The organism is Bradyrhizobium sp. Unk1 (assembly GCF_059512345.1).
On the sequence record NZ_JCAMOP010000012.1, the window covers coordinates 144,771 to 166,787 of the forward strand.

General features: G+C 62.6%; 18 protein-coding genes, 1 tRNA gene and 2 pseudogenes. 12 read left to right on the forward strand and 9 right to left on the reverse strand.

Annotated features, from left to right (window positions below):
- Positions 1-238: 238 nt before the first annotated feature.
- Positions 239-946: a flagellar hook assembly protein FlgD gene (locus AC5ZFO_RS17435; RefSeq protein ID WP_282525197.1), complete on the reverse strand. Its 708-nt coding sequence runs from the start codon at positions 944-946 to the stop codon at positions 239-241.
- Between the two features lie 13 nt (positions 947-959).
- Positions 960-2,543, reverse strand: coding sequence for a flagellar hook-length control protein FliK (locus tag AC5ZFO_RS17440; RefSeq protein ID WP_282525198.1), 1,584 nt, complete (start codon positions 2,541-2,543; stop codon positions 960-962).
- A 358-nt stretch (positions 2,544-2,901) separates the two neighbouring features.
- Here AC5ZFO_RS17440 and mnmA point away from each other — a divergent pair, with 358 nt between their 5' ends.
- The 5 genes from mnmA to AC5ZFO_RS17465 all read left to right on the forward strand — a co-directional run bounded on the left by mnmA (position 2,902) and on the right by AC5ZFO_RS17465 (position 6,156).
- The gene (mnmA, locus tag AC5ZFO_RS17445) at positions 2,902-4,083 is read left to right on the forward strand and encodes a tRNA 2-thiouridine(34) synthase MnmA (RefSeq protein WP_028160966.1); all 1,182 of its coding nucleotides are present in this window, start codon (positions 2,902-2,904) and stop codon (positions 4,081-4,083) included.
- A gap of 20 nt (positions 4,084-4,103) precedes the next feature.
- Positions 4,104-4,742 carry a class I SAM-dependent methyltransferase gene (locus AC5ZFO_RS17450; RefSeq protein ID WP_282525199.1) on the forward strand — a complete coding sequence of 213 codons (639 nt, stop codon included), beginning with the start codon at positions 4,104-4,106 and terminating at the stop codon, positions 4,740-4,742.
- A gap of 185 nt (positions 4,743-4,927) precedes the next feature.
- Positions 4,928-5,290, forward strand: a complete 363-nt coding sequence (locus AC5ZFO_RS17455) for a hypothetical protein (protein ID WP_282525200.1) — start codon at positions 4,928-4,930, stop codon at positions 5,288-5,290.
- 275 nt (positions 5,291-5,565) lie between these two features.
- Positions 5,566-5,642 (forward strand) — tRNA-Met (locus tag AC5ZFO_RS17460).
- A gap of 241 nt (positions 5,643-5,883) precedes the next feature.
- Positions 5,884-6,156, forward strand: coding sequence for a hypothetical protein (locus AC5ZFO_RS17465; protein WP_282525201.1), 273 nt, complete (start codon positions 5,884-5,886; stop codon positions 6,154-6,156).
- Positions 6,157-6,231: 75 nt separating this feature from the next.
- On the opposite strand, the pseudogene AC5ZFO_RS17470 reads toward AC5ZFO_RS17465, so the two are convergent.
- The 3 genes and pseudogenes from AC5ZFO_RS17470 to AC5ZFO_RS17480 all read right to left on the reverse strand — a co-directional run.
- A pseudogene (locus AC5ZFO_RS17470) lies at positions 6,232-7,269 on the reverse strand (recombinase family protein); the annotation flags it as partial.
- Positions 7,169-7,477 (reverse strand): hypothetical protein, encoded by a 309-nt coding sequence (locus AC5ZFO_RS17475; protein WP_282525202.1) that lies wholly within the window; start codon positions 7,475-7,477, stop codon positions 7,169-7,171. The gene AC5ZFO_RS17475 and the pseudogene AC5ZFO_RS17470, both read right to left, overlap by 101 nt.
- A 365-nt stretch (positions 7,478-7,842) precedes the next feature.
- Positions 7,843-8,760 carry a serine/threonine-protein kinase gene (locus tag AC5ZFO_RS17480; protein WP_282525203.1) on the reverse strand — a complete coding sequence of 306 codons (918 nt, stop codon included), beginning with the start codon at positions 8,758-8,760 and terminating at the stop codon, positions 7,843-7,845.
- A 264-nt stretch (positions 8,761-9,024) separates the two neighbouring features.
- Between AC5ZFO_RS17480 and AC5ZFO_RS17485 the strand changes: the two genes are divergently transcribed.
- The 5 genes from AC5ZFO_RS17485 (at position 9,025) to AC5ZFO_RS17505 (ending at position 15,477) form a co-directional block, all read left to right on the forward strand.
- The gene (locus tag AC5ZFO_RS17485; RefSeq protein WP_282525204.1) at positions 9,025-9,360 is read left to right on the forward strand and encodes a helix-turn-helix domain-containing protein; all 336 of its coding nucleotides are present in this window, start codon (positions 9,025-9,027) and stop codon (positions 9,358-9,360) included.
- Positions 9,353-10,600: a type II toxin-antitoxin system HipA family toxin gene (locus tag AC5ZFO_RS17490; protein ID WP_282525205.1), complete on the forward strand. Its 1,248-nt coding sequence runs from the start codon at positions 9,353-9,355 to the stop codon at positions 10,598-10,600. Before AC5ZFO_RS17485 ends, AC5ZFO_RS17490 begins: the two co-directional genes overlap by 8 nt.
- 104 nt (positions 10,601-10,704) lie before the next feature.
- Entirely contained in the window at positions 10,705-11,721 is a 1,017-nt protein-coding gene (locus AC5ZFO_RS17495; protein WP_496122255.1) for a hypothetical protein, read from the forward strand.
- A gap of 67 nt (positions 11,722-11,788) precedes the next feature.
- Positions 11,789-14,413, forward strand: a complete 2,625-nt coding sequence (locus AC5ZFO_RS17500; RefSeq protein ID WP_496122256.1) for an AAA family ATPase — start codon at positions 11,789-11,791, stop codon at positions 14,411-14,413.
- Positions 14,410-15,477 (forward strand): hypothetical protein, encoded by a 1,068-nt coding sequence (locus AC5ZFO_RS17505; RefSeq protein ID WP_496122257.1) that lies wholly within the window; start codon positions 14,410-14,412, stop codon positions 15,475-15,477. Before AC5ZFO_RS17500 ends, AC5ZFO_RS17505 begins: the two co-directional genes overlap by 4 nt.
- 27 nt (positions 15,478-15,504) lie before the next feature.
- Here the strand turns inward: AC5ZFO_RS17505 and AC5ZFO_RS17510 are convergent, their stop codons facing one another.
- From AC5ZFO_RS17510 to AC5ZFO_RS17525, 4 genes are all read right to left on the reverse strand, one after another.
- Positions 15,505-15,780 (reverse strand): dihydrofolate reductase family protein, encoded by a 276-nt coding sequence (locus AC5ZFO_RS17510; RefSeq protein ID WP_496122258.1) that lies wholly within the window; start codon positions 15,778-15,780, stop codon positions 15,505-15,507.
- Between the two features lie 225 nt (positions 15,781-16,005).
- Complete coding sequence (locus tag AC5ZFO_RS17515) at positions 16,006-16,443, reverse strand: hypothetical protein (protein ID WP_496122259.1); 438 nt, start codon at positions 16,441-16,443, stop codon at positions 16,006-16,008.
- 82 nt (positions 16,444-16,525) lie between these two features.
- The gene (locus AC5ZFO_RS17520) at positions 16,526-17,704 is read right to left on the reverse strand and encodes a UvrD-helicase domain-containing protein (protein WP_496122260.1); all 1,179 of its coding nucleotides are present in this window, start codon (positions 17,702-17,704) and stop codon (positions 16,526-16,528) included.
- A complete protein-coding gene (locus tag AC5ZFO_RS17525) occupies positions 17,673-18,401 on the reverse strand; it encodes an IS110 family RNA-guided transposase (protein WP_496122261.1) in 729 nt (242 codons plus the stop codon). Before AC5ZFO_RS17525 ends, AC5ZFO_RS17520 begins: the two co-directional genes overlap by 32 nt.
- 403 nt (positions 18,402-18,804) lie before the next feature.
- Here AC5ZFO_RS17525 and AC5ZFO_RS17530 point away from each other — a divergent pair, with 403 nt between their 5' ends.
- A complete protein-coding gene (locus AC5ZFO_RS17530; RefSeq protein ID WP_282525209.1) occupies positions 18,805-19,767 on the forward strand; it encodes an ArdC family protein in 963 nt (320 codons plus the stop codon).
- Between the two features lie 103 nt (positions 19,768-19,870).
- Positions 19,871-21,977, forward strand: a pseudogene (locus AC5ZFO_RS17535) (ParB/RepB/Spo0J family partition protein).
- The last annotated feature ends 40 nt before the right edge of the window (positions 21,978-22,017 follow it).

Below are 22,017 nucleotides of genomic sequence, written 5' to 3' on the forward strand. Positions count from 1 at the left end.
GAAGGTAAATACTTTACTAACAAACGGAGCCTGCGCGCGGTGCCGCAAAGCCCTCAGCCGTCGTCCCGGGGGCGTGCGTCGCGCGAGCCCGGGACCCATAACCCCAGGGAGTAGTTTGACGACGACTCGGGGTTACGTCTCACGCGAAAACGACGTCCTGTGGTTATGGATCCCCGCCCCCGTGCGCAATTGCGCACTAGGCGGGGATGACATCTCGTGTGTGGCGAGGCGCGCGCCCTTAATTGCTGCTGGTGGCGATGATGCTCTTGACCTGGCTCAGGGTGTAGCTGGCGCCGTCGATGGTGAGCAGCGGTGGCGACTGGGTCAGGTCGACGGACGACACCACGCCCTGCACCTGCGCGGCGATGCCGACATTGTTGTTCGCCACGTCCTTGCCCGTCGCCGTGATCGTGTACTTGCCGTCGGGCCATTGCGTACCGTCATTGCCCATTCCGTTCCAGGTGAAGGGAATGTCCTTGCCGGCCGCGGCGGTATATTTGCCGGTGAACACGGTCTGGCCGCTGGAATTGGCAACCGTGATGTTGACGGTCGAGTCGCTGGGCACGTTGAGATGCCAGGTCGCCGACGACTTCGTCATGGTCGCGGTCGAGCCGTCGACCAGCGCGGTCTTGCCGACGAAGCCCAGCGCCTGGGTCGCCTGCGTGGTCTGCTGCAGGGTGACGAGCTGGGACAGTGAATCGTTGGTCTTGAGCTGCTGCTCGACGCCGGCGAACTGCACCAGCTGCTGGGTGAACTGGTTGGTGTCGAGCGGATCGAGCGGGTTCTGGTTCTGCAGCTGCGTCGTCAGCAGCGTCAGGAAGGTCTGGAAGTTGCCGGCGAGCGTCGCGCCCGTGTTCGAGCTCAGCGAGTTCGACGAGGACGACTTCGGGACGTCGGTCGTCCCGGAGACAGGCGTCGGGGCGGTGGCGGCATTCGTGGTGGTCATGTTCGAATACTCCTCACACTCTGATGTCGACGCCGCTGCTCGATCCGAGCATGCGGCCGTAACCGCGCCCGACGGGCGCGGCAGCAACGGTGTCGTCCTCGCTGATGATCAGCCGGCGGGCATTGCCGCCATTGTCGTTGTTCTGGCCGGAATTCTGGCCCGATGAATTCTGGTCGCGCAGGCTGAAGGACAGCCCGTTACTGCCGGTCTTGAGGCCGGCATCGTCGAGCGCGCGCTGCAATTGCGGCGCGTCCTGCCGCAGCATCTGCAGCGTCTCCGGCTTCTCGACGGTGAGATGCGAAGTGACCTGGCCGTTGCGGTCGACATTGATGCGGACGTCGATGCGGCCGAGGTCGATCGGATCGAGGCTGATGTCGAACCGCGTCTTGCCGGCACGTGCGGCCGCGGCGATCTCGACCGGCACGCCGCTGATCCGCACGGCATTCGTGTTGGCCGCGGTCGCGGTCAGCGTTGCGGTCGAAGCTGTCGCGGCGGAGGTCGTATTGGTCACCGGCGCCTGTATGGCGGAAGCCGCCTGCGCGCTGGTGTCGGTCGTGGGCACGGCGGCCTGCGTGCCGGCATGCGCGTGCGTGTTCGCGGCAGTGGGCGTCGCGTCAGTGGCGCCGGCTTTCACATCGGCCTTCGCATCAGTCGCAGCGGAATCGGCCTGCGGCTTGGCGGCTTGCACATGCGCGGCGTTGGCGGTCGTCGCGGTTTGCGTGGCGTTCGCCTTGCCCGCGTCCTGGCCGATATTGGAGACGTCGCTCTCGCGTTGCGCGGTCGCGACGGCCTTGAACGAAGGCTTCGGCGTGCCCTGGTCGACGGCGGCGACCAGGCCGCCATTGGTCTTGGCGTCGGTCGCGGTGCCGTCGGTCGTGCCGGTGGCGGCATCGCCCAGCTTTGTCGTCGTGTCGGTATCGACCTTGGCACCCGCGGTCTTGGCGCTCTTGTCGCTCGCCGTGGCGGTATCGGTCTTGCCGCCTGCGATCTGCGCCGCGGTCGAGGCGCTGGCGGCGATGCCGGCGGCCGCAATCGTCAGCGGGGAGGCGGCGGCATCGCCGGCCTGGCTCGCGGCCGCGTTCGGATCGACCGGTACCACGGGCGGGGCCACCACGATGGCGTTCGGATCCGGCACGGCGACCTGCGTCGCGTCGGGCTGCACGGCGGCATCGACGGTGGCGGCAGCGGTGCCGTCGGTCTTGTCGCCTTTGGTATCGTCGGACTTATCCGCCGGTTTGGCGTCGGAGGTCTCGGACTTGTCCTTGGTCGGCTTGGCCGGATCGGCCGTCGCGTCGCTCGCGGTGGGGGCCGATGTGTCGGTGTCGTCGTTCGCCCTGCTCTGCGAGGGCTGGTCGGTCGGGGCGGTATCGCGCGGGCCCTTGTCGGAGGCGGATGACGACGAGGATGACGACTCGGTCCGGCGCGGCGCGGTGTCCTGCGAGGCTGCGTCGTTGCTTATCGCCTGGGTGTTGCTGTCGACCAACGAGCCGAAGGAATCGTTGCTGGACGTGTCCTTGGAGCTCTGCGACCGGGCAGGCCTTTGCTGCGCGCTCTGGACTTGCACGCTGGCTGCTACATCTGACGTCCGACCGACCACGGAAAACCTCTTGGAAACATCTTCGGCGGCATAGAGGTAGCAAGGAGCGGGCCAGCTTCCTGGCGAGCTATTTTAGCTAGCAAAATCAATTAATTGATTGATTCTCGCCTTCGCCGCGAGAGGCGCAAGAGCCCCGCCATTTCTGCCTCCCCGGCAAGAATTGCCCTAAGCGGCCGCCCGCATGATTGCTTCACCGGAATGCCGCCTATATTAAAGAGCTGCTCTCAGCCGCTTTCGACCGGGCAGTCGTGCCCCCGGGGGAACCAAAGTTCCCGGGGATCGTCGATGTCCCGCCGGAAGCCGAAATGTCCACGTCATCGCGGATCGCGAACGCCGCCGTCACAACGCTTTAAGGCCCATGCTGAACAGTCTGGATCTCGAAGGCCGTCCTGAGGACACCAGGGTCGTCGTTGCCATGTCGGGCGGCGTCGATTCCTCGACGACGGCTGCGCTGCTCAAGGCCGAAGGCTATGACGTCGTCGGCATCACGCTGCAGCTCTACGACCACGGCGCGGCGACCCACCGCAAGGGCGCCTGCTGCGCCGGCCAGGATATCCACGACGCCCGCGACGTCGCCGCCAAGCTCGGCATTCCCCATTACGTGCTCGACTATGAGGACCGCTTTCGCGAGTCCGTCATCGACAATTTTGCCGACTCTTATGCGCTCGGCGAGACGCCGGTGCCGTGCATCGAGTGCAACCGCTCGGTCAAGTTCCGCGACCTCCTGAAGACCGCGCGCGAGCTCGGCGCCCAGGCGCTGGCCACCGGCCATTACGTCGCCTCGCGCCGCCGCGACGACGGCTCGCGCGCGCTGGTCTGCGCCGCCGACAGCGACCGCGACCAGAGCTACTTCCTGTTCGCGACCACGCAGGAGCAGCTCGACTTCCTGCGCTTCCCGCTCGGCGACATGACCAAGCCCGAGACGCGCGAGCTTGCGCGCCGCTTCGGTCTCGCGGTCGCCGACAAGCACGACAGCCAGGACATCTGCTTCGTGCCGACCGGCCGCTACACCGACATCATCACCCGCCTGCGCCCGAACGCGATGGACCCCGGCGACATCGTCGATCTCGACGGCCGCGTGCTCGGCCGGCACAACGGCATCGCCAATTTCACCGTCGGCCAGCGCCGCGGCCTCGGCATCGCCGCTCACGCGCCGCTGTTCGTGGTGCGGCTGGATGCTCCGGGCCGCCGCGTCGTTGTCGGCCCGCGCGATGCGCTGAAGATGCACCGCATCGTGCTGCGCGACGTCAACTGGATCGGCGGCGGCGACATCGACCGCGCCATCGGCGCCGGCCTCGAGATGTTCGTGCGCGTGCGCTCGACCCGCAGCCCGCAGCCGGCTTGGCTGCGCGGCGGCAACGGCCATTACGAAGTCGAGCTCGTCGCCGGCGAGGAGGGCGTCTCGCCCGGCCAGGCCTGCGTGTTCTACGACGCGCCTTCGGGGCAGGCGCGCGTGCTCGGCGGCGGCTTCATCCAGAGCGCCGCCGCGAAGGTCGCAACGAGCACTGCGAGGCCGCTGGTGGAAGCGGTACGCGGCTAGAAAATTTCCGGGGCAGGGGCATGGCAGCAGACATCTCGCGGGCCGGGGTCGAGAAGGCCTATGGCCGCTGGGCGCCGGTCTACGATCTCGTGTTCGGCAAGGTTTTTGACGCCGGACGGCAGTCGACCATCGCGGAGGCCGACCGCATCGGCGGCCGCATCCTCGACGTCGGTGTCGGCACCGGGCTGTCGCTCTCCGATTATTCGCGCACCACGAAGATCTGCGGCGTCGACATCTCGGAGCCGATGCTGCGCAAGGCGCAGGCGCGCGTGCGTGCGCTGCGGCTTAGCAATGTCGAAGTGCTCTCGGTGATGGATGCGAAGAACCTCGCCTTCCCCGAAAACTTCTTCGACGCGGTGGTGGCGCAATATGTCATCACCGCCGTGCCCGATCCCGAAGGCACGCTCGACGAGTTCGTGCGCGTGCTCAAGCCCGGCGGCGAGCTGATCCTGGTCAACCACATCGGCGCCGAGAGCGGCCCGCGCAAGCTGTTCGAGCTGGCCTTCGCGCCCGTCGCCCGCCGCCTCGGCTGGCGTCCGGAATTCCCGTGGGACCGCCTCGTCAACTGGGCCGCCAAACACGGCGGCGTCACGCTCGCCGAGCGCCGCCCGATGCCGCCGATGGGACACTTTTCGCTGATCCGCTACGTCAAATCGTGACTGCGATCGGCCGGGCTCGCGCCGCGAGTCGGCGCCCTGTCGCCGCGAATCGAGACCTCATCCTGAGGAGCCCGCGCCAGCGGGCGTCTCGAAGGATGCGCCGCCACGAAACCCGCGACATTCCAGCGCTTCAATTCGCCGTGCGTCGGCCGGAACCTCCGCATGGCCGGAGACGTTTCCCTTCCATGCGCACGACATCAAACATCATCCTGGCCAGCCTCGTGATCGCAGCCTCAGGCGCCGCGATCGCGCAGGCGCCGCCCGCCCCGGCCACGCCGCCGCAAGCGACCGCGCCGCCATCCCCGCAACACGCCGCCAACTGCACCCCGCAGGACCGCCCGAACCGGGCCACCGCGCCCGACGGCACCACCACCGGCCAGTCCCGGGAACCGCTCGGCGATAAACTGGCAAAATCCGACGGCGTGCTCTGCCCCCCCTCCGGCGTCGACCCCGACATGCATGCCCCGGCGCCCTCTACGGACGGCGCCATGCCGGTCATCCCACCCCCCGGCAGCCCTGGCGGCGACCCGACCGTGCGGCCGAAATAGGGCTCTTCCCTTCCTTCGCCTCTCCCCGCCCTTGTCCCGCCGAAGCCTTGGCGAAGGCGGATGCGGGGAGAGGCCGGAGCGCATCGAAGATGCGATCCGGGTGGGGGGACTATCCACGAGTCTGGTGCCGAAAAATTGCAGATTCTGGTGCTAAATTCGGCACAAACGGCCTTGTCACGCCAAAGCTTTAGCGAAGGCGGATTGACAGCCCGCCGCCCCCTTCCTTATATGCCGCGCGTTCGCGAGATCGGCCGTTCCGCCGTTCGCGACCCTGTGGCGGGGTAGCTCAGCTGGTTAGAGCACGGGAATCATAATCCTGGGGTCGGGGGTTCGAGTCCCTCTCCCGCTACCACGTATCCCCCACTATTGTGGTGGGCCTCCGGAAAGACCTCCCCGCCTATCAGGGTGGCGAGTCTACCTTTCACTTCGACTTCGAAGCCCTTCCATGGACACTTTGGATGGACAGTGACGCTGTGCACGAGGGCCCGAAAATCTTCCACTAGGGAACCGCGGTCGTCCTCTGCCTTCGAATGGCCAGCCATTGTCTCGGCAAGCGCCTTCACTGCACCGATGTAGCGATCCAAGGCAGATGGGTGGAGCGCGATCGGAACGGGGGCTTCTTCGAGCGCGGCCATTTCGGCCTCGACGCGCAGCCGCTCCTCCTTGAGCTCGCCGATCCGCTGCTTGGCGTCCTCCTCGGATATGACGTACTTGATCACAAGATCAATGTTGCGTTGCCGCTCACCTTCTATTCGGTCACGTTTCGCCGTCAATCGCGCACGCACCGCGACTGCGTCCCCCGCAAGCCGCTCTCGTTCACTGTTATAGCCGCGCACATAAGTCTCGATCAGCCGCGGATCCTTTAATTCCTCGGCCATGCCGCTGAGCACAAGCCTTTCGATATCGCGCAGGTAGATGATCCTACGATTTGAACAACTCCCGCTCTCGCGAACCGCAGAACAGCGGATCCTTGTCTTTCCAGTCTTGTCACGGTCATGAACCGACATTCCCGACCCACAACAACCGCAGCGAAGAAGACCTGAGAGGAGATGCGGCGCCCGTCGCTTTACGTGGCTGGCCAAGTGGCTCTTCTTAGTCTTTAAAGCGTGAGCCTGCTCCCAAATGGACCGTTCGACGATGCGTACCTGAGGCGCCTCGATGCTCTGCCACTCATCACGAGGGTTCGGGCGAGATAATCGCTTGCCCGTATCCGGATCTTTGACCATCCGGACTTTGTTCCAGACGATACGGCCGGCATAGAGTTCGTTGAAGATGAGCCCGGCACCACGTTGGGCGTTGCCATTGATCGTCGACGCGTTCCATCGCTGGCCTCGCGGTGGACGAACGTTCTCTCGGTTGAGATCGTGTGCGATGTCCCGGGGCGTTCGTCCCGCGGCGTATGCCGTGAAAATGCGCCGCACGATCGCAGCCTCGTCTTCGACGATTTCAAGTTCACCGGGTTTGCCGGGAACGGCTCGATATCCGTAGGCACGCCCCCCGGCGTGGCGACCGTCTCGTATCACACCGGCCATGCCGCGACGAACCTTCTTCGCTCCGTCTTCGCGCTGCATCTGTCCAACGAGGCCGCGAATTCCAATCAAAATCGAGTCCGCGGTCCCGTCATGAACGGCTTGGATTTCGATCCCTGGAAATGTTAGCCTTTTGTGGATGCCGGCCAAGTCTTCCATATCACGAGAAAGTCGATCCAGCGCTTCCACAATGACAACGGTAAAATGTTGTTGGCGCGCCGCATCCATAAGCTGCATCAAGCCATCACGCCCGAATACAGAGGCCCCAGAACGAGCTTTGTCCGCAAAAGTAGCAACGACGTCGAGTTGATGACGGGCCGCATAGGCCCTGCACAACGCAATCTGATCTTCAGTCGACTTTTCGTTCTGAAGCTCGGTCGAGAACCGAGCATAAACTGCTGCGGGCTTCATATTGGACACCACCGCTGATGCGCTTATCGCCGGCGGCATCGAGATGATCTTTCATCAGCCGCTCACTCTCAAGCAGATGATCGCGCCTCGCGTCGGCTATTGCAAGGGCTTCAACAAACTTGAACAGAGCAGGATCAATCTCACGTGGGGGTACACATTGTAGTGCACGATGAAACACGTCCCTCGTCTTCGTACGTTTCATCCCGGCAGGATGCCGCGTGGTTTCCACGAACGGCAGGCCGCTCACACGTCGGTCGTAGAATTGGATACGATTGAAGGCAGAACGGATACACTCTCAGAAGCGGAAAGATCAGGAGCGGAGCTGCTGTTCTAGACAAGATGGGAGATACTTGCGTGTCATTGTCCGTAGTGGCTCAGAAGGATCGCAAGTAAACGGTCGCGGCAGAATGCTTCGGGTTGGCTCAGCAATTGCCACTCTCCAAGCGCTTTGCTGTCACCCTCTCAAGGCTGAAATAGGGGTCCGATTCCCCCTAGGGAGCGCCAGTTATTTCAATGGCTTAGGTCTACTCTGGTGAAGTCGTCGAATATTCGTTGAATAAGCGTCGGCGAACGTTGGCGAACTCCGCAACACTAATTCAGTGATCCAATCACCTAGCTCTCTGTCATCTTCGATAGCACATAACGGCCGTTATCGGCGAATGCTTCCGCATCCAGCTCGTTGAGAATAGCGTCAACTCGGTTCGTGACCGTTGCGGCATCGAGGATACGATTGCGTTCTGGTTCAAATAGCAGCCGGATCAGGTCAATTTCTGAGGCACGCAAATCGATTTTCGCGCGCCCTTCAATGAACGGAATATCCTCTTCGTCGAGCTTGTTTGCATCAAGGCCGATGAGATCGGCGATGACCTTGCCCAGCGCGCGCCAGTCGTCGAGGAAGGAAAAGATGACCGAGCCGACCGGACGGCTCTTGGCGATGACATGCAGTGGAGCCCTGTTGAGTTCTGCGACCCGCAGGCAAAACTCAAACCCGCCCACGCGAAAATCCGGGGTTGTCGCGGCTCCAGTAGAATAGACGGCCCGGCCATCGATCCGGCCATGGACCAACCCCTGGCCGTGAACGGCACCGAGAGCTTCCGCCAAACGGCGCAAATTCTTCCAGAGGAGAACGCGCTGACGCGGTCCGTGTAGGCTGCGGAGCCAATGATCGGGGCGCACAAATCGGGAGGCGTGTTCCAGCGGAGCGACGTCGCTTGGCATGACAATGTAAAATGCATCGTCACTTTCTCCCGAGGCCAGAACCTCGACAACGACTTCATTCCCCCGCGGGAAAGCACGCACGCGCTCGCTCTGGCGCATTTCATGCCGCCACAGTTCTCGGAAGTCCGCGTCGACCGCGGTTCCGGTCTTTGCCCAGTATTTGAGGACCACCGGATCGTCAGTACGACGGTCGGTCGCACGGATCACTGCAGATTTCAGCGCGGCCGTATTTGGGGATGACAGGAAGGTTTCATCGAGCTCGAAGCGTTGCTCAAGCGTATCGAGTTGCCGTTTGGCATTCCTTGATTGCATCAATCTCCCCAACTCCACTACGAATGCAGACGTCGATATGGCGCTTGCGCGTTGTTCGAATCAGTCACGGTGGAACCCTCACGATCTGTGTTTCTTGTTTTGTTCGCAAGGAGGTTCATGGTAGCCAGCTGCCCGTGTCCGACGAGGCCTCGCTGGCTGTCTCCATTGGGCGGCGCCATTCCAGGGTAGCGGCAGCCCGAAGGACTGGCGAAACTGTTAGCTTCGTGCTACATATATTCCAATTTTGTAGTGCGAAGGTGTCAAATGCCGACTCCTCACAATCCTCCCGCCGCTGTGCGGCGCGCCCTGCGCAAGCTGGGCGCGGACATCCATGACGCCCGCCGCCGACGACGGCTGCCCATGGCGGTCGTGGCGGAACGCGCCTTCACGTCCCGCTCCACCCTCCAGAGAGTCGAAGCCGGCGACACCAACGTCAGCATCGGCATCTATGCCGGTGTCCTCCAAGCGCTCGGTCTCCTCGACGGCCTGAGCCAGATTGCCGACATCAGCAACGATAGCGTCGGGCGGGCCCTCGCCAGTGCCGAGCTACCCAAGCGCATCCATCTCAAACGGCCGGCTGGACCGCCCCGTAATGGCTGATTTCGAGGTCCATATCGATCTCGAAGGTCGCACGCGCCAGATCGGGCTGGCGCGGAGCAATCGCGTTCGCGGCGCCGAGACGATTCTCTTCGAATATGACGGCGCGTGGCTGGAAGACCCCGACGCCTTCTCGCTTGAACCCGCCCTCGCTCTGGGCCGCGGCGCCTTCGCGCCGCCCGCCGGCCTTGCAACTTTCGGTTCCATTGGCGATTCGGCTCCTGACACCTGGGGCCGTCGCCTCATGCAGCGTTCCGCGCGCCGCCTCGCCGAACGCGAAGGCCGTGCGGTCCGTACGCTCGCGGAGAGCGATTATCTTCTAGGCGTCGCCGACGAGACCCGATTGGGCGCGCTGCGCTTTCGCTGGGCTGGCGACGATACCTTCCAGGCGCCGATTCGCACGGGCGTGCCTGCCCTGGTCGAGCTTGGCCGCCTGCTTCAGATCACCGAACGTATCCTTCGCGACGAGGAAACCGACGAAGATATGCAACTCATCTTCGCTCCTGGATCCTCCTTGGGCGGGGCGCGGCCCAAGGCGTCGGTGATCGACCAACACGGGCAACTCTCCATCGCCAAATTCCCCAAGGAAACTGACGACTACAGCATGGAGACATGGGAGGAGATCGCGCTGCGCCTCGCGGGCCAGGCCGGCATCGTCACCCCCAGACATGAATTGATCGATGTCGCCGGTAAGAAGGTCATGCTGTCACGGCGCTTCGATCGGCGTGGCGCAATCCGCATTCCGTTCTTGTCAGCCATGGCGATGATGGGCGTCCGGGACGGCGAACGCGGCAGCTATCCCGAAATCGTCGATGCCCTCGCTGAATATGGCGCGCAGAGCAAGACCGACGCCCATGCTCTTTATCGGCGCGTCGTCTTCAATGTGCTGATCTCCAATGTCGACGATCATCTGCGCAACCACGGTTTCCTGTGGCTCGGAAAGGCAGGATGGTCGCTCTCTCCGGCCTACGATCTCAATCCTGTCCCGACGGATCTCAAGGCGCGGGTTCTGACTACCAACATCGATCTTGACGAGGGCACCTGTTCGCTCGATCTGCTGGAGGCTGCTTCCGAGTTCTTCGCGCTGACGCTGGTGCAGGCTCGCGCGATTATCAAGGAAGTCGCCACCGTCACCGCGACCTGGCGCCACACCGCGAAGGCGGTGGGCGCCCGCGGGGCCGAGATCAACCGCATGGCCAGCGCATTCGAGCACGACGACCTGAACCGAGCGCTCGCCTTATGACGAGAACCTTTCTTCACAGCTTCGACCCGCCGACCGCCAATCCCGTCACTGGTCCCACCGTCGACCTCGATGTCGCAGCCATCGAGGACGCCGGTATCCGGGAAGTGCTGCAAACGCCGGGCGCTGCCTATGGCGCATGGTCCATTCTGGATGCGCTGCTCACCCCAACCGGCTTTGGAACGCCCTTCATTTTCAAGGAGCCACTTGGTCAGGCCCGCGAGGTGAAGGTGGCCCTATCTGGTCTGTTCGGGCGCTTCATCGCGCGCGCCTACCTTGAGCGGTACTTTAGCCTGTCGATCTTCGCGCATCTCGGCAGCCGCGTCATCGATCTCGACGGGCGCCGAAAGGTGAAGATCAAGCGCTTGTCCCGAGGTGATCTGCCTGACTGGGTCGCTTGTGCCTCCGACTTGGCCTCCCTGACCGTCGCGGAGGCCAAGGGCTGCCATGATGCAGGAGGTCCGGCAGCGGCATTGGCCCGCGCCTGGAAGCAGGCCGCGCGAATTGATGTGACGGCCCGAGGCCGCAAAGTCACCGTGAAGCGCATCGCCGTCGCAACACGTTGGGGCATGACCGTCTCAGGCCCGGCTAGTGCCCATCTCTCGGTCAAGGACCCCGTGGACGAGGGCGAGCCCATCAAGCCAGAGGAGACGGACGCACTCTTCATTGGGCTGCTCCGCCTCCACATCGCCAATCTGATTCGGCCACTTGGTCATGTCGAACTGTCGGATGCCCTGAAGCGCATGACCCATCAGCCCTTCGCCAACCGGCTCCAGGCTGACGTCCAGACGGCACGATCGCTGCTCGACGCCGCCCCGGTGGGCGATGTTGAAAAGGCGAGCGCGATCGGCGGGCTTGTCGGTGGAATCGTCACACGCGCCGGACCTGTAAACGATGCCGATATTTCCGGTGCCGATCAGGAAGCGCTCGCCCGCCTCAATCTCCGGCCGATCTTCGTTGGGATAGACCGGGATCTCATCCGCGCCGCCATCGACGCCGAGCCCGACGCAGTGCGCGTCCGGCTGACCGAGACCGCGCAGCCGGATGACTTTGCACGGTCTGATCGTGCGGGGGGCTGGATCGTGCCGCTCGGCCAGGAACGCCGCATCATCAGAGGGACCTGAGATGGTGATTGCGAGAACGAAACATAGAAACGTGGCCTGTGGCAGCAGGTAAAGGGCGGGGGAAACCATGGACGGACAGGACGAGGATCTTTCGAACGAAGCAGCAGCTCTTGCCGACATTCTCAAATGGTCGGCGGATTTGCCGGCTTGGCAGCGCGATGCGCTGCGGCGGCTATGTAGTCAGCCCCTGCTGGAAAGCGCCGATATCATAACGCTTGTCGCCATCTGCAAGGCCGCCGAACAGGGAGTGCCCCTCGACGCCAGCCACGTCCGCGACCCGTCGGCCAGCCATGCCGTCGTCAGCCTTGGCGCCCTTCATGGCCTCTCGCACGTCAATGCCCTCGCGCCCGGCGAGCGGCTATCCTTTGGCAAAGCCGGCCTCACGGTCATCTATGGTGACAATGGCGCAGGTAAGTCCGGATATGCTCGCGTTCTCAAGCAGCTTTGCCGCGCGCGTTCGCCGAAAGGCGATGCGATCCTGCCTAACATCTACGCGGCCAGCCCCGGCACTCCCGCCGCCTGCATCGACTTCTTTATCGGCGCACAGAAGCGAAGCGCGTCGTGGACCCAGGGCAGCGCGCCGGACGCCATGCTTTCCGCCGTGAGCGTGTTCGATTCCCGAACCGCCAACGTCCATGTCGAGAACACCAACGATCTCGCCTACACTCCGCTTCCGCTCCGCATTCTCGCCGGCCTCGCGCAGGCCTGTCAGGACGTAAAGGCCAAGCTGGCTGCGGAGATTAAGGCGCTCCAGGGACAGACGCCGGCTGTCCTCTCCACACCCGAATGCAAGCAGGACACTGCAGTCGGCAAGCTGATCACCGGGCTGTCGGGCAAGACCAAACCGGAAGACATCGAGAACCTCGCCGGGCTTTCGCCCGACGAGGAAGCACGCCTCCAGACGCTCACAACAGATCTCTCAAGTGATCCGACCCGGACCGTTCGTCAGCTCCAGGGCCAGGAAAGCCGCATCAAGACTATTGTCAGCCAGCTCGAGCACCTGGCTGCGGTCGCCACGGATGAAGCGTGGACAGAGCTCAGCGAAGCCCACACGCATTTGTCGAACGCGCGCTCCGCCGCCGCAGCCGCATCCGCAAATCTCTTCGCCGATGAACCGCTGCCCGACATCGGTTCTGACGTTTGGAAGGTCTTGTGGGAGGCCGCCCGCGATTATTCGCGCGCATCTGCCTACCCGGATCGGCCGTTTCCGGTAACGGAAGGCGGCGCCCATTGCGTCCTCTGCCAACAGCCGCTCAGCGAGGAGGCCGCGCAGCGGCTCCGCAGTTTTGAGACCTTCGTTCAGGACGAGAGCAAGCGCCGCGAGCAGGAAGCCGCTGACGCCTACAGTGAGAAGTGCGAGGTTGTCTCGTCGAAAGCTATCTCGATGACGGATCTGCTGGCAATCGTCGCCCTGATGCGGGATGACATCGGTCAGGAAAAACTGGCGGCCACTCTTCGCCGTGAAATCCTGCAACTGGCCTGGCGGCTGCGCGCGCTTCTCAGAACTCACCACTTGGCGGCGATGCCAGTCCTTCCGCCTGCAGCAGTCCCTTCCGTCGTCCCTTTGCGCACGGTGCTCGATGATATAGCCGCCCGCATTGCCGGCCTCCAGGCGGAGGCCAATTCTCCACAGCGGGCAGCGCTCATCGCGGAGCGTGATGGCCTCACCGACCGCAAATGGCTCGGTATGGTGAAAGCCGATGTGCTGGCCCAGATCGAACGCCTCAAGGCGATCGAGGCGATCGAGAAGGCCAACAAGGACACGGCGACGAACAAGATCACGACCCAGAGCGCCCGTATCGCGCAGGCGCTCGTCACCAACCGCTTGCGTGGCCAGTTCGCCATCGAGGTAAACAAGCTTGGCGTCGCCGGTCTTGCCATCGAGCTTCAGCAGGCGAAAACCAGCGCGGGCGTTCCCTTCTTCCAGATCCGGCTCATCAACAGGCCGAGTGAGCCGGTCGGTAAAGTCCTGAGCGAAGGCGAGCATCGCTGCGTGGCGCTCGCCGCTTTCATGGCGGAGCTTTCGACCATCGACGCCCAGTCGGCGATCGTGTTCGACGACCCCGTCTCCTCACTCGACCATCTACACCGCGACAAGGTTGCCGCCCGACTGGCCGAGGCCGGGCAGACCCGGCAGGTGATCGTCTTCACCCACGATATGGCCTTCCTGCTCCTTCTTGATGAAGCCTGCCGGGCGACCAAAGAGCGGGAGGCGACACCGGTGGCCTATCGGCTGATCAGCCGCGGCGCCGACAACGCCGGCTATTGTCACCAGGAGCCGCCGGCCAGCGTCATGCCGCTCGACAAAGTGATCGAGGGGATGAAGGCGCATCTTGCGAACGTGAAAATCCATCACGAGCGCGGCGATCAGGCGAAGTGGCTTCGCGAGGTGACGTCCTTCCAGGATCAACTTCGCACGACATGGGAACGCGCCGTCGAGGAAGTGGTGGGGCCGGTGATCCGCCGCTTGTCGCGCAAGGTCGACACGACGGGGCTCATCAAACTGACGGTGCTTACCGACGCTGATTGTACCGTGATGCGGGAGGCCTTTGGGCGCTGTTCGGCACTCCTCCATAGTCAGCCCGGTGAGATCAATCCGCGCTTGCCAGCCCCCGCGCTTATCGAGGGCGAGATCGATGTCCTGGAAAAATGGATCGCCGACGTGCGGACCCGTCAGGATAAAGCGGCATGAAATGGTCCGAGCTAAAGCGCGCGTCCGATACCATCCTCGCGGTCTGGCCCCATTACCGCCCGCTGCACGAACGTTGGTTCATGCAGGAGCTTGTCGACAAAGGTGAACTCGCTCCAATCTGGCGCGAGCGCCTGGTGCGGGGCGACAATGACGCGGTTTTTGCCGACCACTATCCTGATCGAGACGCCGCCATTGCGGCGGCCAGCGCGCTCAATCCTGTTCTACAAGCGGCGCTCTCTAATCGTGCGATGGACCCGGTCGCCAAGCGATCTCTGCAACTGAAGGTCGATAAAGCCCTGCAAGCAAAGCAGCGCTTGCAGGACGAAGAGGCGCTGATGCTCGCCGAAGCCCTGCGTCGTCATGCTGACGACGAGCAGCCGAGTGCCGATGCGCTGAAGCTCGCACCAGAGGCAGAGCGCTATCGTGCCGATCTCGCGGAACAGCTTGCGGCTATGCCCTATCTCAAGGTCGCCAAGGTCGGTCGATCGAACAACCGTTGGGCACACTACCTGCTGTTCCTCGGGCACGACGGCATCTGGTCGAAGCCGTATCTCGCTAGTGAAAAGGCGGCGCAGACCGCCGAGCGAGCGAAGATTACGAATGGCTTCGGTCTCAGCACGACCATGCATTGGGGCAAGGCGAAAGCTAGGATCAGACAAATCCTGCTGCCCCGCGCCAATCAATTGCTCCAGCTTGCAAGCGTGCGGCGCCTCCTCGCCGAAGCGCTCGCGCGAGGCGAACGCGTCCTGGTCTCGAATGGTATCGTCTTTTGGTACGAGGCCGACGGTGGCATTGGCTGGCAGGTGAAGGAGACCTCTTCGACACGCGAGGCCGAAGGGGCGACGGTCTGGAAAGAGGGCACAATTCTCTCGACCAACCACGGTCGGCTGGTCGTGCTGCCCTACATCAAGGAGAATGGCGAGTACATCCGCGGCCATACCAAAAATGGCCCGAACGACGGGCGCGCTCTTCCTCGTCATCCCGACCACTACGTCGAGATTCCGTTTTCTCTGTACGACGGGGATCTCATGATCGGGCTGTTCGGGGAGCTGCCCTACGAATGAGGGTGCATTTTACCACCGACAACGACTCTACAACCCGTAGCCCTCACCTCCTGCGGCTCGATTGGAAGCGCGGGGCAGCTCGCTGAGAATAGAAAGCCCTTCGCCCAGCGCGACCCGGTTCATGTAGAATTGATGTTCGTCGACGACGTCATTTGCCCCCAAGGCCGAGGCAAAACCCGCGCCGCCAAAGGCGATGAGATTGCGGCCCGACTCCGCCTTGAGCGCGACGATTTCGTCCCCCAAGGGCACCCTCGCAAGTTCGGTTCCAGCCCGTTTGGTTTCGCGAAGAGTTCGGGAGAACACGAACTTTCGAGCGTCGACGATACGGTGCGCAAAGGCGAAATCCGGATCGTCGCTGTAGTCGCACGCGAACTAGGTCTAATGATCGAGGTATCCGCCTTCCAGAATCTTTCCGCTTAACAAGATGTCGATGCCCCGAAAAACTGCGTTGAACCGTGACTTCAGCGGGTCATCCCAAGGGCTGGTCCCCAGTTCCAAATCTGCCAATCCGGGCCGTCGCCGGTGTGTTCAAACCACACGAGTGTAGGTTTCACCGTCGACCACGCGCTGAACCTGTTCTTTATTTCTCGCTCCGATCCTCTCGGCTATGGTCTCCGGTGAGTAGAGAGCCGCGAGCTCACGAATGGCGCGCACTTGCTCAACTGAAAGGCGGTCATCCCGCCCGCAGATCTGCGCGATGGCCCAAGCGTCGTCTTTCCATTTATCCGACACCCACGGTGCCGGGAGACCCTTACGCGGGTTATCCCGTAACCAGGCCTCTAACAGCCGATCGCGTTCGTCGGGCATCGGCACAACGCGCTCGGCCAGCATCCCGTTCTCTCGAAGATATTTCAGCCCAGACTTCCCGCCGGGGATCATGTTCAAGCGCCGTGCGTCAGACCAGTGTCCTTTGACGAGCCATTCCTCCGTCGCGTAAAGAGCCTCAAGATCGTCTGTAATCCCCATGATCTTATGGTGGATATAGGTGACGCGTCCTTCGCGTAGTTCCTCGCGGAGTTTGCGATGAAACAGCAGTGGGCTCCCGGCATCAACAGCCCGACGATGCTCTGCCCAGCGTTTTTGCCAGCTTCGCGTCGTAACGCCAACATAGAAGAAGCCATCGTCCGGGTAGGATTGCTTTCGCGACGGGATGTCGGATCGCCGAAGGATCGGTCCTTACGCTGAAGAAGTGCGGGCGCCCGTTCATCTCCGGCAGCCCCGCAGTGATGTCCAAGAGTTCCTGGTCGCTCAGCCCGACCAATGGTCCGCGCATGAGTGCACCGAAGGCGAGGGTGTCGGAGGAATCCGCCAGTACACGAAGGAGTGCGAGGATATCCTGAGTCTCCTGCCGACGCATGAGCGACTGACCGGCTTGCGACGATACGGCAAGGTTTCGTTGCTCCAGCGCGCGTTCGTAGCGCCAGAGTTCGGTGTGCCCTGGCGATACAAGTGCAATGTCCCCGGGCTGAAGAGGAGACAATGAGTCATCTGCGCGCCGGATCAACACGTTGCCGATTAGGCGGGAACAGATGTCCGCAATCTTTTCGGCTTCGGCCTCGCGGAACATCTCCGCATAGATACGTCCTTCAGTCGCAACTTGAATCGTAAACCGAGCTACGCACGGAACGGGGTAGGAGCCGTCAGCGATGGTCGGCGCAAGCGCGACGTATCTGGGCTGCCCGGTCTTGCCGAAGACCGTCTCAAAACACGAATTAACGTGTCGAATGATCGCCTTTTGAGATCTAAAGTTGGCCGTTACTTCGATGACGGCCCCGCCGTCCTGTGCGTCGATGAGCCGGCGACAAAGTTCATAGATCTCGATATCCGCGCCTCGGAACCGATAGATTGCCTGCTTCGGATCGCCTACCAGGAATAGAGAGCCGGGCCGCAGCCGACGGTCTTCCCAGTGTTCCACTCGGTCGTCAGTTGCTGCAATGGAGAAGAGGATTTCGCTCTGAATGCGGTCCGTATCCTGAAATTCGTCGACCAGTATATACTTGTAACGTCGTCCAATCGCGCGACGGACTTCTTCGTGACGGCGGACAAGGGACCGTACATGCAAGAGGAGGTCATCGAAGTCGAGCACCGCGGCTGCCCGTTTTCGGCCCTCGTAGCTTTCCAGCAGCAGATCGAGCGATGACGACAAAATGCAGACGAGCAAGCTCGCGATATGTCCGATCAACTCGTTCCAAGCGTCAGCGGCTATCTGATAGTGCCGGATCGTCAATCGTCGCCTTGAAGGACAGGCTCACGATCGGTCCCACGCCTGAGACGGTCATCAAACGCCTGCAGACCCCATCTTTACGGGCCACTTGCGAAAGCTGACGGTCCAACAGGGCTTTCTTTGCCCATATGGCGTTCCGTACGTCGAGTAAGGGCTCGATTGCCAATCGCAGTTCCGGTGCGTCAGCAAGCATGGCCTCGACCTTTGCGGCGAAGCGGGCGCGATGCACGAGCCCCAGCTTGAGGCCATGCACCTTTAGCAAGCCGCGAACGGTATCTTCGATCGCCAGCATGTGATCGACGAACTTCCGACGGGCGATCAAGACGGTCCTTAGGATCTGCGAAGCCTCGCTCTTGACGTGTACTGCGCGGTAGTGGCCAAGCCGCATCATCTCGGCAATGCCGCGCGCATCGCTACGGTCCGTCTTGTTGGGCCGAGACGATAGGAAGCGCTGAGCGTGGCGCGTCTCTATGCACACGGTCTCAAAGCCACTCTCTACCAATGCGCCGTAAAGCCATTCTGACAACGGGCAAGCTTCAATACCAACCCGCGCAATCTCATCGCGCCATCCAACTAGGGCTTTGATGAGTGCGAGAGGTTCGCTCTCGGCTTTACCTTCCCATACCGGCGAGCCGTCTGCTTCGACGACACAGATCGAAGTGGTCTTGAGCGAAACATCAAGTCCGACGAACAAAGCCATTTTGCGTCTCCCTTGCTGGGCCGAATCAGTCCCAGACCAGGGTAGCGAAGGGCTGGGGATCGGATTACCCCAGCTCGCGCAGAGCTTTGGTGCTCCTCGCCGGGGGCACTCGGGAAAGGGGGCTCGCCTGCGGCGATCGCTATCACTGCCCCGTTCCCGGGTGCCGCTATTGAACCGGTCTCGTCGCTGCACTCGGACCCGCGTGCCCCTTCGGGTCGCTATGCTCACCGCTCTCCGGGTGCCATTTCTCTTAAGGCGATGCGCCCCTGGCGCACGCCCGATCAGGGCCTGCGGCCCTGAGGCGGATTGCGAAGAGGCTCAGAGTAAGAGTGCAGGCTGGGTTTCTCCGTGACGGGTTACAAGCTGCGAGAGAGGCTCGCGGTGCCCGTCGGGGAGACCCGCGATGTCAAACCTTACTGTTCGCGCGTGCGCCGGCCAGGACCGGGCGAACCTCTATAACGAAATCACCGACAAGATCATCGCCGAGCTTGAGGCCGGACGCGTTCCCTGGGTTCAGCCCTGGGGTACGGCCGCGGCGAAAGCGCCGCTGGCCATGCCGAAAAATGCGTCGACCAACCGGCAATACAGTGGGGTTAACATCCTCATCCTCTGGGGAGCCGTGATCGAACGCGGATTTACCGGGCAAAGTTGGCTCACATTTCGTCAGGCACTCTCGTTTGGCGGTCACGTCCGCAAGGGAGAACGCGGTACCACTGTTGTCTACGCGGATCGTTTCGTGCCGAATGACGAAAAGCGACGCGCCGCCGAGACCGGCGAAGACGCGCAGGCGATTCCATTCCTCAAACGATTTACCGTTTTCAACGTCGATCAGTGCGAGCAACTGCCCGACGGCATTGCCACTGCTGCGCCGCCACCGCCGGCTAGCCTCATCGAACCTACGCTCGACGCCCTGATCAAGGCCAGTGGAATTCCATTTCGGATCGGTGGAGATCGCGCATTCTATGCAACCGCCGAAGACTATGTTCAGGTACCGCCGCCGCAGGCCTATTTCGAACCCATCAACTGGCACCGTACGGCCTTGCATGAACTCGGTCATGCGACCGGGCATCCTTCGCGTCTCAATCGCGACCAGAGCGGATCCTACGGTACGAAGAGATATGCCTTCGAAGAACTGGTCGCCGAGTTGAGTTCCGCATTCAGCTGCGCGTCGCTCGGGATCGTCCCGACCGTGCGCCATGCCGACTATATCGGCTCCTGGCTTGAAGTCCTGCGCGAAGACAATCGGGCCATCGTGCGTGCCGCCTCGCTGGCGAGCAAGGCCGCGGACTATTTGCTCGGCTTCGTTCCCGGGTCTTTTGAGCCCCCGTCGCGGGATTCGGTTGTCGCCGATCACGAGACGACGTGATGCTTGGCCTGGTGGCTGCGCGAGAGTGAGAGGAGGGGAGGCTGCTCGCGACGGGTTGGAAGCCGAGCGAGAGTCTCACGGCCGCCCGTCGTGGAGAGCCGAAATGACAAAAGCCGTACAAAAGATCACGCTGTCGCCTTCCCGGGACATTCCCTTTAACAAGCTCGTGCTCAGCCAGTCGAACGTTCGCCGCGTCAAGGCCGCTGTCTCGATCGAGCAACTGGCCGAGAGCATCGCGCAGCGTACTCTTCTGCAAAGTCTGAGCGTTCGGGCCGTCGTTGATGCAGATGGCAACGAGACCGGCATGTTCGAGGTGCCGGCGGGCGGCAGGCGCTTCGTGCTCTCGAATTTCTGGTGAAACAGAAACGCATGTCAAAGACGCAGGCGGTGCCGTGCGTTGTGCGTGAAGGGGGCATTGCCGCGGACGATTCGGTGGCGGAGAACGATGAGCGGGTCGGTTTGCATCCGCTCGATCAGTTTCGGGCCTTCCAGACGCTCCGGGATGTCGGCATGAGCGAGGAAGACATTGCCGCGCGACACTTCGTGAACTCCGCAATCGTCAAGCAGCGCCTGCGCCTGGCGTCGGTCTCGCCCAAGTTGCATGACGTCTACGCCGAAGACGGCATGACGCTCGAGCAGCTCATGGCGTTCTCAGTCACTGCGGATCATGCCCGCCAGGAGCAAGTCTGGGAGAACGTCAGCCGTTCCGGTTATGACGAGCCATACCAGATCCGCCGCATGCTCACCGAGAACACCGTGCGCGGGTCCGATCGCCGGGCCCAATTTGTGGGCCTCGATGCTTATCAGCACGCGGGTGGCGACGTTCTGCGGGATCTGTTCGAGCACGACGACGGCGGCTGGTTTCAGGATGTCCTGTTGCTCGACCGCCTCGTAACCGAAAAGCTCAAAGCCGAAGCTGAGACGATTGCGACCGAAGGCTGGAAGTGGATCTCGGTCGCCGTAGAGTTCTCCTACGGTCACACTCAAGACCTACGAGAAATCGAGGGCAAACCTGTCGATCTCTCGCCTGAGGAGCAGGCCACCATCGATGCGCTGAACGCCGAGCAGGCCAAGCTGGAAACCGACTACCAGGATGCCGACGAATTGCCCGAAGAGGTCGATCAGCGTCTCGGTGAAATCGAGGTGGCACTGGCGGCATTCGAAGATCGGCCGATGCTTTACGAACCGACGGAGATCGCCCGGGTGTCTTCATCCGCATCGATTCCGAAGGACGCCTCTCGGTTGACCGGGGTTACGTCCGGCCAGAGGATGAGGTGCCGGCAACTGATGCTGATGTCGGGCGGGGCGTCGATGCGTCGTCGACCGAAGGTCAAGAAGAGGGCCCTTCCGTCCAGCGCACGGTGATCGCGCTCGCGGGTAGTGCTCCTGATGCCGATGAAGATGATGACGACGCGGCCAGGCCTCTGCCGGATCGACTGATCATCGACCTGACCGCACATCGCACGCTGGCGTTGCGGGATGCGCTGGCCGAAAATCCAGCGGTTGCGTTCCAGGTGCATAACTTCGTGCTGACGGCCTTTTATCGGTTCGCGTCGTCGGGGAGCTGTCTTGAGATCAGCCTTCGCACGCCGAACTTTCCCGCCCAAGCTCCGGGGCTGAGGGAAAGCGTCTCGGCCAAAGCAGTCGAGGCGCGGCATGAGGCCTGGAAGGCACGGTTGCCGAAGAGCGAGAACGATCTCTGGGATGCGCTGACGGCTCTCGATGGTGGTGCTCAGGCGTCGCTGTTCGCCCACTGTGCGTCATTTGCCGTCAACGCCGTCTATGAGCCGTCCAATCGCTACAATCAGGGTCGCGTCTCCCCCCACGGTGTCCGCACGCGCCTCGACCAAGCTGATATGCTGGCGCGCGCGGTCGGGCTCGACATGGTGCAGGCTGGCTGGCGACCGACCGTCGACAACTATCTCGGCCGGGTCACCAAGCCGCGTATTCTGGAAGCGGTGCGGGAAGCCAAGGGCGAGCCGTCGGCCCAACTGATCGACCATCTGAAGAAGGCGGACATGGCCAAGGAGGCCGAGCGCCTTCTGGATGACTCGGGCTGGTTGCCGGAGCCGCTACGCCTCGTCGATCGCAATGCGGCACCACTGGAGCAGGCGGGTGAAGCGGGCCCGCTGCCCGAATTCCTCGCCGACGAGGAGGGTCAGGAGATCGCCGGCGACGAAGATCCGCAACAGCTCGGCGCGGCTGAGTGACATCACAGAGCGGGACGGCTCCGGCCGTCCCGCGGTTGCT

What these genes read in the sequence shown, in the direction of transcription:
- AC5ZFO_RS17515 (WP_496122259.1), bottom strand. Translation starts at nt 16,443, where the DNA reads ATGGGGATTACAGACGATCTTGAGGCTCTTTACGCGACGGAGGAATGG.
- AC5ZFO_RS17455 (WP_282525200.1), top strand. Translation starts at nt 4,928, where the DNA reads ATGCGCACGACATCAAACATCATCCTGGCCAGCCTCGTGATCGCAGCC.
- AC5ZFO_RS17450 (WP_282525199.1), top strand. Translation starts at nt 4,104, where the DNA reads ATGGCAGCAGACATCTCGCGGGCCGGGGTCGAGAAGGCCTATGGCCGC.
- AC5ZFO_RS17530 (WP_282525209.1), top strand. Translation starts at nt 18,805, where the DNA reads ATGTCAAACCTTACTGTTCGCGCGTGCGCCGGCCAGGACCGGGCGAAC.
- AC5ZFO_RS17500 (WP_496122256.1), top strand. Translation starts at nt 11,789, where the DNA reads ATGGACGGACAGGACGAGGATCTTTCGAACGAAGCAGCAGCTCTTGCC.
- AC5ZFO_RS17490 (WP_282525205.1), top strand. Translation starts at nt 9,353, where the DNA reads ATGGCTGATTTCGAGGTCCATATCGATCTCGAAGGTCGCACGCGCCAG.
- AC5ZFO_RS17480 (WP_282525203.1), bottom strand. Translation starts at nt 8,760, where the DNA reads ATGCAATCAAGGAATGCCAAACGGCAACTCGATACGCTTGAGCAACGC.
- AC5ZFO_RS17525 (WP_496122261.1), bottom strand. Translation starts at nt 18,401, where the DNA reads ATGGCTTTGTTCGTCGGACTTGATGTTTCGCTCAAGACCACTTCGATC.
- AC5ZFO_RS17435 (WP_282525197.1), bottom strand. Translation starts at nt 946, where the DNA reads ATGACCACCACGAATGCCGCCACCGCCCCGACGCCTGTCTCCGGGACG.
- AC5ZFO_RS17505 (WP_496122257.1), top strand. Translation starts at nt 14,410, where the DNA reads ATGAAATGGTCCGAGCTAAAGCGCGCGTCCGATACCATCCTCGCGGTC.
- AC5ZFO_RS17485 (WP_282525204.1), top strand. Translation starts at nt 9,025, where the DNA reads ATGCCGACTCCTCACAATCCTCCCGCCGCTGTGCGGCGCGCCCTGCGC.
- mnmA (WP_028160966.1), top strand. Translation starts at nt 2,902, where the DNA reads ATGCTGAACAGTCTGGATCTCGAAGGCCGTCCTGAGGACACCAGGGTC.